5 protein-coding genes are annotated in these 10,307 nt (G+C 37.8%); all 5 read left to right on the forward strand.

Translation table 11 applies throughout. From position 1 onward, the window contains the following. Window positions 1-11: 11 nt before the first annotated feature. Complete coding sequence (locus tag JCM9152_RS07950) at window positions 12-1,175, forward strand: MFS transporter (protein ID WP_035342923.1); 1,164 nt, start codon at window positions 12-14, stop codon at window positions 1,173-1,175. 17 nt (window positions 1,176-1,192) lie between these two features. Further along, window positions 1,193-1,927, forward strand: coding sequence for an AMP-binding protein (locus tag JCM9152_RS07955; RefSeq protein WP_035342925.1), 735 nt, complete (start codon window positions 1,193-1,195; stop codon window positions 1,925-1,927). Beyond that, entirely contained in the window at window positions 1,924-2,271 is a 348-nt protein-coding gene (locus tag JCM9152_RS22310; protein ID WP_035342927.1) for an AMP-binding protein, read from the forward strand. The genes JCM9152_RS07955 and JCM9152_RS22310 overlap by 4 nt, the downstream gene beginning before the upstream one ends. Continuing rightward, a complete protein-coding gene (locus JCM9152_RS21335; protein ID WP_052015726.1) occupies window positions 2,205-5,906 on the forward strand; it encodes a type I polyketide synthase in 3,702 nt (1,233 codons plus the stop codon). Before JCM9152_RS22310 ends, JCM9152_RS21335 begins: the two co-directional genes overlap by 67 nt. 8 nt (window positions 5,907-5,914) lie before the next feature. Then, window positions 5,915-10,307 (forward strand): SDR family NAD(P)-dependent oxidoreductase (locus JCM9152_RS21340; RefSeq protein WP_148296454.1); only part of this gene is annotated, 4,393 nt, incomplete at its 3' end.

Raw genomic sequence — 10,307 nt, forward strand, 5'->3', positions numbered from 1 at the left:
GGAACGGAATAATGAATCAATTTAATAAGCTTTTTGGAGACCGTAAATGGGTGATCTATCATATTGCGCTTCTAGTTGGATTTGCGATGGGGACGATTGTTCCTATCGCAACGACATATATGACCCAGCTTCAGACGAGTAGTGTTTGGATTGGGATCATTTCCTCTTCCTTCTTCCTTACAATGGCGCTGGGCTCGATTTATTTAGTTCGAACTATAAATGGGAAAGATGTTTCAATGATTATTATTTTCGGTCTTGTTATGACAGCTATATGTTCAATAATTTTTCCTTTTGTTCTATCAACAATAACGTGGCTTGTTCTAATGTCTTTAATGGGGGTGGGGATTAGCTTTAATTTAGTTGGTGTACAAACAGTGATGCATTCACTTACACAAGCTGATTCAAAGGCTCTAGTTAGTGGTGTTTATTCTTTATTTTTTGCTTGTGGATTTGTTATTAGTGCGATCAGTGGACCGATTATTTATGATTGGAACAATTGGATGCCATTTTTTATCGCATCATTCGCTCTACTTGTGACTTCATGGTTTATTTATTTAAAGCTTAAAGGAGCCATCATTGTTCCTCATAATCAAAAAAGAGATGTGTTTACGCGCGTTAAATTACCTTTATATGGCGCATTTGTGTATGGCTTTATTGAAACGACCGTCATCGCTCTTTATCCCATGTATTTACTCATGCGTGGAATTGAAATCACGATGATTGGCTTTGCATTTGGAGTCTTTGTGTTTGGTGGAGTTCTTGGAACAATCCCGGTTACGTATTTGGCGGATCGAATAGGACGTGAAAAATGTTACGGGTTAACGGTGGCCATTTCTGTTTTATCCATAATCGGTATTATGACGTTCACAAGCTTTACAGGTATCCTTATTTTTTCCTTTATTACAGGCTTTGCAGTTGGGCCTTTGTATGCTCTTTCCTTAGCTTTAACCGTTCAAGATTTAAAGAACGATGAGCTTTCATCGGGTACAGCCCTGTTTACATTTACGTATGGTATCGGCTCGGCAGCGGGGCCGATCTTATCTGCAATAGCCATTCAGCTATTTGGTGTTAATCATTTGTTTACGGTAAGTCTACTATTTTTTCTATTACTATTTATTCAGCTTACATTAACCCAATTAACAATAAAGAAGAAAGCAGAGCAAATAACAGGGTGAAAAAGGAGAGTTTAATGATGGGTGAATCTATTTCAATTGGAAAGAAAATGATGGAAAAGTATACAAAGCTACACAACCTTGCTGATATTTTAATACGTGCTGCTGAGGGTTCGGAGAATGGGATTACGTATATTTTAAATGATGAAACGGAAGTGTTTATTTCTTATAAAGAGCTACTTGAACGTGCGTGTAGGCGTTTAGGAGGACTTCAAAGTCGAGGGATTAAGCCTGGGGAATATGTTCTAATTGTGCTTGAAGACAATCTTGAATTTGTGATTACATTTTGGGCATGTGTACTAGGAGGGATAATCGCTGCGCCTTTAGCCTATCCAAGTTCGTTAAAAGTGAAAAATACTTCATTGGAAAAGCTAGAAACGATATGGAAGCTACTTAAGAAGCCGACTATTATATCTGATCATAAATTAGTAGAAGGACAGCAAAATCAATTATTTAGTTATTCTAATTTGAATATAATCAACTCGCAAAATCTTGACGATGAACGAGATGGTATCATTTCATTAAGTCAAGCGGATTCCCCAGCGTTTATTCAATTTAGTTCAGGTAGTACTAGTACACCAAAAGGAGTCGTGCTAACTCACAACAATCTTCTCGCTAACATTGATTCTATTATAAGTTCAGCTAAGTTTACGAATGAAGATCGTTCCTTAAGCTGGATGCCTTACCATCATGACATGGGCTTAATTGGATTTCATTTTTCAATGATGCTGTTCAAATTAATCAATTCAATATGACGCCACTTAAATTTGTCAAGAAACCATTTTTATGGTTAGACCTCGTTACAAAACACAAAATTACATTAACCGGCTCACCGAACTTTGGTTACCGTCTATTTCTAGATCGTGTAAAAGAAAAACAGCTACAGCAACTTGAATTATCCTCATTACGTTTAATTTTTAATGGAGCAGAGCCGATTTCGGTTTCGATTCTTAACCATTTTGTTGAGAAGCTAGTGCCTTATGGATTGAAAGAAAATGTTATGTACCTGTCTATGGGATGGCAGAAGCGTGTGTGGCGGTTAGCTTTCCACCGTGTGGAACTGAACCAACGATTCACTATGTTAATCGTGAAAAATTAGCAAGTGAACAAATAGTTGAAACCGTTGATAAAGCAAACAAGAAAGCGATGGCATTGGCTGATGAAGGTTTTCCGATTGATGGCATGAGTATCCGCATTGTTAATGAAGATGGTCATGTAGTTGACAAAGGAGTGATCGGAGAAATACAAATTGTAGGACCGAATGTTACTTCAGGCTACATCAATAACAAAGAAGCGAATGCAAGGGCTTTTCAAGATGACTGGTTAAAGACAGGAGATACAGGCTTTTTATTAAATGGTCGTTTAACAGTTGTTGGTCGTATTAAGGACATTATTTTTTTAAACGGTCAAAATTTTTATGCTCATGATATAGAAGCGAAGGTTGAAGAAGTGAAAGGTGTAAAAGAAGGGAAGATGGCCGTATGTGGTTGGCATGATGAAAAAGAAGGTATGGATCGAATCGCATTGTTTACTTCTCAGCGTGTGAAAGTGGAAAGAAGTAAAGATTTTTATTCTGCCATTTTACGTCATGTTAATGAATCAATTGGAATTCCAATTGATTATGTAGTGCCAATTAAATCCATTCCTAAGACGACAAGTGGGAAAGTAAGAAGATTTGAGCTTATAGAAAGCTTTAAAAATGGCGAATTTAAAAACGAAACGATAGTGGCAGAAGATGTGATGGGGATTGTTGAAGAGGAAATAAAGAATAAACAAATGAACCATGTTTCAAGAGGAATGTACATTCCTCTCGTTCGTAAGGTGTGGGCTGAAATTCTTCAAATTCCAAATCATTCGATCCCTTTAGACCAGTCATTTCTCACATTAGGTGGAACTTCAATTAAAGCAATCCAAGTACTAGCAGCATTAGAGGAAGAATTACAAGTAACCTTATCTCATGATCTGTTAATTCAATGTCGCACAGTTCAGGAAATGGATGATTATTTATGTAGACATTTACAGAAGGAACGATTTCAAACGAAGAGAATGGATGAAGATGTGCCGGTCACATCACAAGGGCATCAACTTAATCAAGACATTGCTGTTATCGCCATGTCGTGCCGTTTCCCTGATGCCGATACGCCTGAACAATTTTGGAACAACCTCTTAAATAAAAAAGTAAGTATACGTGATATACCAAGTGATCGTTTTAATATCGATGAACTTTATAGTGAATCGAAAGAGCCGGGGAAATCCTATTGTAAAAAAGGTGCCTTTATAAAAGATCCATACCATTTTGATGCTGAACTTTTCTCTATTTCTGATGAAGAAGCTATGGTAATGGATCCTCAGCAAAGAATAATGCTTGAGCTAGTTTTTGAACTATTGGAGCGTGGAGGCTATACGAAGCAAAAAGTAAGCGGTCAGAAAATCGGTTTGTTCTTAGGTGCTGGGGTCAATACATATTATGAATATCATTTGAATAAGTTAAATCTACTGAAATTTAAACAGTTCTCGAGTTTCGCTTCATTAGATGCAAAGCAACAGGAACAATTAGTAACAGAATGGAAGCAAATATTTGGTGAGACAAGCGATCATCCTAATGTATTAGTCGATAATATTTTAAATATGGTTGCTTCTCGGGTATCACAGGAGTTTAATTTTAAAGGGCCAAGTATGGTTATTGATACAGCTTGCTCCTCTTCACTCGTTTCACTTCATATGGCATGTGAATCTATTAGAAAAGGGGAAAGTGAAGCAGCTATTGCAGGTGGAATTAATTTATTGCTAACACCGACTCCTTATCTGTTATTCAGTCAAGCAGGAGCTTTGTCTGAAACAGGAGAGGTGAAGGTATTTGATCGCGATGCAGATGGATTTGTACCAGGTGAAGGTGCAGGATTAGTTATGCTAAAGCCTCTCGAACAAGCAATGGCAGATGGTGATGAGATTGCTGGAGTTATTAAAGCAAGTGCTATTAATAATGATGGTCACTCTATTGGTGTTATGTCACCGAATCCAGATGGACAAAAACAAGTCGTAGAATCACTGTATGCTAAGCATCAAATCGACCCAAGTAGTATTCAATATATGGAATCACATGGAACAGGTACTAAGATCGGGGATCCTAGTGAGATAAGGGCTTTAGGGTCTGCTTTTAAAAGCTGGAATGTTCGTCAAAATTCGATCGCTTTAGGATCTGTTAAGTCTAACATTGGACATCTACTAGCTGCTGCTGGTATAGCGAGCTTTATGAAAGTGCTATTGTCATTAAAGCATAAAACAATGGTTCAAAATGTGAATGTTCAAAGTGTGAACCCTCTGCTTAAGTTAGATGAAACCCCATTTACATTGTTAGAAAGCGAATCTAAATGGGAGGTGGAGAACGGAACCATTCGTAGAGCGGCGATTAATTCGTTTGGGTTCGGTGGAACTAATTGTCATCTATTAGTAGAAGAAGCTCCAGAAAAGGTTCGAGAAGAAACGGAATCTCACCAGTCTCCTGCATACGTCGTCGGTTTAGCTGCCAATTCTGCTGCTTCGTTAACAAAAAAGCGTGAGAATTTGGCTCAATCTCTTCACAGGTTTAAAGAGGATAATTTAAAGGATATTAGTTATACCGAAAATGTGACTAGAAATCCTTTTCCATATCGAAAAAGCTTTGTCGTTTCTTCCTTAAAGGAATTAGAAAACAAGCTGCTAGTAAAAGACGAAGTAAGCAAAGTGAAAAAGCGTAAAATTGCGCTTATGTTTACTGGACAAGGCTCTCAATATGTCAATATGGCTAAAAAGATATACAATCATATGCCAGCATTTAGAAGATATGTAGATGAATGCGCCAAATTGTTTTTGCCCTACTTAAATGAGGATATCTCACGTTTAATTTACGGAGAAGAAGCGAACGATGTATTACTTGCTAGAACGGATGTGACACAACCAGTCGTTTTTACGATTGACTACGCTATAGGGAAGCTATTACTTGATTTGGGAGTAGAGCCTGAATGTATGCTTGGACATAGTGTCGGTGAATGGGTTGCAGTATGTTTAGCTGATGCGGTTTCACTTGAAGATGCGGTACGTTTAGTAGCTATTCGCGGAAAATTGATGAATGAACTTTCATTGCCTGGGGCTATGCTCGCGGTTTTCGCTAAGAGTGAACAAGTAGAAAACTGGTTAGAGTCGTTTTCAGGCGATGTATGGATTGCCGGCTACAATGTGACTCACCAAGCAGTTTCAGGAAAAGAAGAAGATATTGAAAAATTTTCAAGCTACTTAAATGAAAAAGGAATTCCTCATAAAAGATTAAGCGTTTCACAAGCTTTTCATACACCATTAATGGAACCGATGTTAGATCAATTTAGAAAGGAGTTAGAGCAAACTACCTTTTCAACACCGAAATATTCAATCATTTCAAATGTCCGAGCAGAATTTATTGATAGACCATTAGATGCTGATTACTGGCTAGAGCATATATTATCAGCCGTGAAGTTTGAACAAAGCATTCACTATGCCTTTGATCATGGATTGGATGTTTTTCTTGAAGCAGGTCCTGAAAAAGTACTAACAGGCATGGTAAAGGGGCTTCAAAAAACTCAAGAGAATCATGTGTTTCCTACTTTAAGTCGTAAAGAAGATGAATGGGTCTTATTTCTAAATACGCTCGGCCAATTATATGAATTAGGCGTAACCATTCATTGGGATGCTTTATATGAAGAGCGTACTGTAAAAAAATAGATCTCCCATTGTATCCTTTTGAGCACAAAGTTTATGCACCTGATTTTGGTACTCGTGGAAATGATCATTTCGCTTTTCATCGTGAGCATTATCATGAATGGAGTTGGAAAGTAGCCGAACAACGTACTTCGAGACCTTTGCAACCTGGAGCTATTGTTATATGTGCAGATGATCTGGAAAAAGCAAAAATCTTAAGTGAAAAACTAGATCATGATGTCCATACTCTTTACTTTGTAACAGGGAATTCTGAGAACAAAACGAATGAGAAGAACGTGTTTGTCATTGATCCTATAAATCAACATGAATATCAAAATATTGTGAGCGACATTCAGAAAGAAATTGTAGCCATTATTCATTTTTGGAACTATGAACAAGAAGCTAAAAGCATCGTTGATATGGAAGCTCAAATAAGAGCGGACTCAAAATGTGCTACAAGTTTAGTGTGTTTAGCTAAAGAAATGTATAAAAGTCGTTATAATACTAAATACATGATCATTACGAATCAAGCTTTTGCTGTATTAGATAATGACCAGATTCAAAATCCAATTCAATCTATTTCAACGATGTTCGGTCAAGTATTGGCGCAAGAAAACTCTCATATTATGACGACTATTTTAGATGTAAAGGAATCTGATGATCTAACTGATCATCAATTGATGGGCATGATCGTAGATGAACTAAATTATGAAGAACCGGAAGAGGCGATTGTTGCATTACGTCAAGGAGAGCGTTATGTTCGTCAGATCGTTCAAAAAGAGCGAGATCATTTACAATCGATTAAGGTTGAAGATGGTGATACATTCCTTATTACAGGAGGAGTAGGAACAGTTGGGAGGGAAATTGCATCGTTATTAGCTGAACAAGCAAAAGTAAATCTTATATTAACAGGGAGAACAGAACTCAACACGAGTATGGAACAAAAGCAACAGTGGATCAATCGTTTAAAGCAACTAGGAGCGAATGTCTCTTATTATGCAGTCGATGTTTCTCATTTGGAGCAAATGAAGAAAGTGCTACAGGATAGTAAACAATCTTATGGTTCTCTTCATGGAGTCATTCATGCTGCCGGAGTAATTGAAGGACATCAAGCTACTAATTTATTAGAAAAGGATATTGAATCCATTGAACGAGTCTTAAGACCTAAAGTACAAGGAACGATCGTGTTGGATCAAATAACGAGAGAGGAACCTTTAAAGTTTTTTGTTTCGATTTCGTCTGTGTCGGCCTCGAAAAAGAGCTGGGCTGCCGGCCTAGGTGATTACGCGGCAGCTAACTTTTTCCTCGATCAATATAGCTATTTTAGAAGCACACAACATGCACCTGGACGGTCACTTTCGATTAATTACTCATTATGGGATGAAAGTGCGATGGCAGCTGCTTTTGGCTCGGTGGCGTCAACGGTTGTAGAAAAACAAGGAATAAAAGTTTTGTCAAAAGAAAACGGTCGAAATGCCTTTATGAATGCACTAGGCTCTTTCCAATCTTCTGTTATTCATGTGTTTGAAGAACAATTGATGGCAATGAAGGTGGGAAGTCAGAAACGTTTTATACATCCAATGAATGAAGGAGAATTACGATCAATTGTCTATCAGCTTATATCAACTATTAGCTCTCTTCCAGTTGAGCAAATTGATACGAGTGCGAATTTTGAAGAGTTAGGTATTGATTCGATTAACGCCGTTAAATTTATCGAAACATTAAACAACAACTTACAGCTTGAGCTAAATCCAACATTATTATTTGAATATCAAACTCCTGAACAGTTTATACAATATCTTCATCAATCATTTGTGGAACGAAAAGAATCTGTTAAGGAAAAGCTGGTTGTTACGGAAAGAGAACAAAATAAAGATATTGCTATTATTGGTGTAGGTTTAAGAATTCCTGGTGCGAACAACCCTGATCAATATTGGGATCTACTCGTTCATGGTCGAAATATGATTCGCCCAGTTCCAGAGGATCGTTGGAACATGAAAGAGCAGGGGCATAACCGCCGAGACCTTTTGTACGGAAGCTATGCAAGTGAAGGAGGATTTATTGATCATCCATATGATTTTGATCCATTCTTCTTTGGGATGTCACCAAATGAAGCTGAAGTGACAGACCCTCAGCAAAGGCTATTTTTAGAAATAGCTTGGGAAGCGCTCCAAAGTGCAGGATATGGGAATAAACATCGTACGAATAAAATAGGCATTTTTGTTGGTTGTGAACAGAATACGTATATGGAGCATTTTATTGGATATCGATCGTACATGATTTTAAAAGAAAAATTGCTTCAAAGTAACGTATATCATTCGTTAAACCGAAGCGAAAAAGAAGAACTTATTGATATGATGATTCAAGTATTAAAGCCAGGAGAACTGCTACCAGATGTAGTAGCTGGTAACGGGTTAAATGAAGTTGCTTCACGTGTAAGCCATTACTTAAATTTAACGGGACCTAGTATGGTTGTGAACACAGCGTGCTCATCATCATTAGTCGCCTTACATCATGCATGCGAAAGCCTGCGAACAGGGCAAACTGAAATGGCCATTGCAGGAGGAATTAATTTGAATCTATCGCCTACTCCATTTGCGAGCTTAAGTAGGGTCGCTGCCTTATCATCCAGTGGTCAGTGCCGTCCGTTTGATTCTGAAGCAGATGGAATGGTGCTTTCAGAGGGGGGGAGCGCTGTATTGTTAAAGCCCCTTGAAAAAGCGAAAGAGGATAATGATTATATTTATTGTGTGGTTAAAGGTTCTGCTATAAATAATGACGGACGCTCGAAAGGGATAACAGCACCAAGGCCTCAAGGTCAGGCTGAAGCGATAAGAGAAGCATATGAAAATAGCGGTGTGAACCCCGAGACACTATCTTATGTTGAAGCGCATGGCACTGCTACACCACTTGGTGATCCGATTGAAATTGAAGGATTAACTCAGGCTTTTCGAACATTTACAAATGAAACACAATTCTGTGGGATTGGATCGGTAAAAGGATCAATTGGTCATATGCTAGCGGCTTCAGGTATGACGAGTTTAATTAAGGTTGCCTTATCACTTAAGCATAAAACGGTGCCACATACGATCAATTATGAGAAACCTAATCCGAATGTAGTATTTTCATCAACACCTTTTTATGTCGTTGATAAAGAACCAATAAAATTAGTTAACAAGGGTGAGACCCCTCTGAGAGCTGGGGTTAATGCATTTGGATTTGGTGGGACGAATGCTCACGTGATCCTGGAGGAGGCGAATGAATCGGAACGTAGTGTCTATAATATTGATGAGCAAAAAGAAGGTGAACACCAAAAGCAGCTTTTACAAATAAGTGGTCGTAATGAACATGTTGTGAAGCGAATAGCTCAAGATCTTAAGAATGTATTAAAAAAGAAGGAGAAGGATTCATTAGGGGATATTTGCTACTCGATGAATATGAGTCAGAAGGAAATGAATTATAAAGTAGCCATGGTTGTGAGTTCAAAGAATGACCTTCTTACATTACTTACAAAGCTTGAGTCTGGACAACGCTCAGATGCTATATTACAAGGGAAATCAAGTCCTTTCAAAGAAACATTCGTACACCTATATTTAAATGACTCAGTTTGGATAGAGGAGAAAGATATTGAAACTCTTTCGACTAGATTTCCTACGTTCAAAATGGCGTATCGTCATTGTATGGATCATGTAATTGAATATACAGAAGCAGCTGGAGCTAAAGAACTAAGGGAGAAATTAGCGCGATTTGCCATTCAATATGCTTATGGTGAAATGCTGAAAAGCTTTAGCTTAAAGCCTAAATCGATTATTTGCGAAGGAACAGGGATATGGGCTGGGGCAGTATTAGCAGGCTACGTATCGATCACAGATTTAATCGAGCAGCTAGTGAAGACTAAAGAGATGAGAACAGCAAAACCAAATACGGATCAAGACTTTCGTTGGGATTGTCTACTAATAACGCCTTCAGGAATTAAGACGAAAGAAAAAAATGTTGAATGGATTCAAGAGCTTACTGAAGAAATGGAAATTCCATTGAAAAAGGAAGAATTACATCCAATTCTTTCTGAGCGTGATTTGCTACTTGAATGTGGGAATATAAGCGTAAACAGTAGGGAATCCATTTCAGCTTATTTTCAAGAAGTGGTGACAACGAATAAAAGTTCGAATCCTATCGAATCTATTTTGCGAGTAATGGGGCAGCTTTTTGTAGCAGGAGTTTCTTATAACCCAGGACGAATTTTTCGTCACAATGAACGGAGAATACCACTTCCAACGTATCCGTTTGAGCGCAGCATGTATAAAGTAACGTATAAGGAAAAGGATACGTTCTTTAATCAACAAGAAGAAAACAAATATATAAATGAAGCTAGTGATCTAGAAAGTTTGACTAAAGATTTAAACGTATTTCAAGGTTTTTTTACTA

Source organism: Halalkalibacter hemicellulosilyticusJCM 9152 (genome assembly GCF_000513115.1).
GTDB classification, from domain to species: Bacteria; Bacillota; Bacilli; order Bacillales; family Bacillaceae_D; genus Halalkalibacter; species Halalkalibacter hemicellulosilyticus.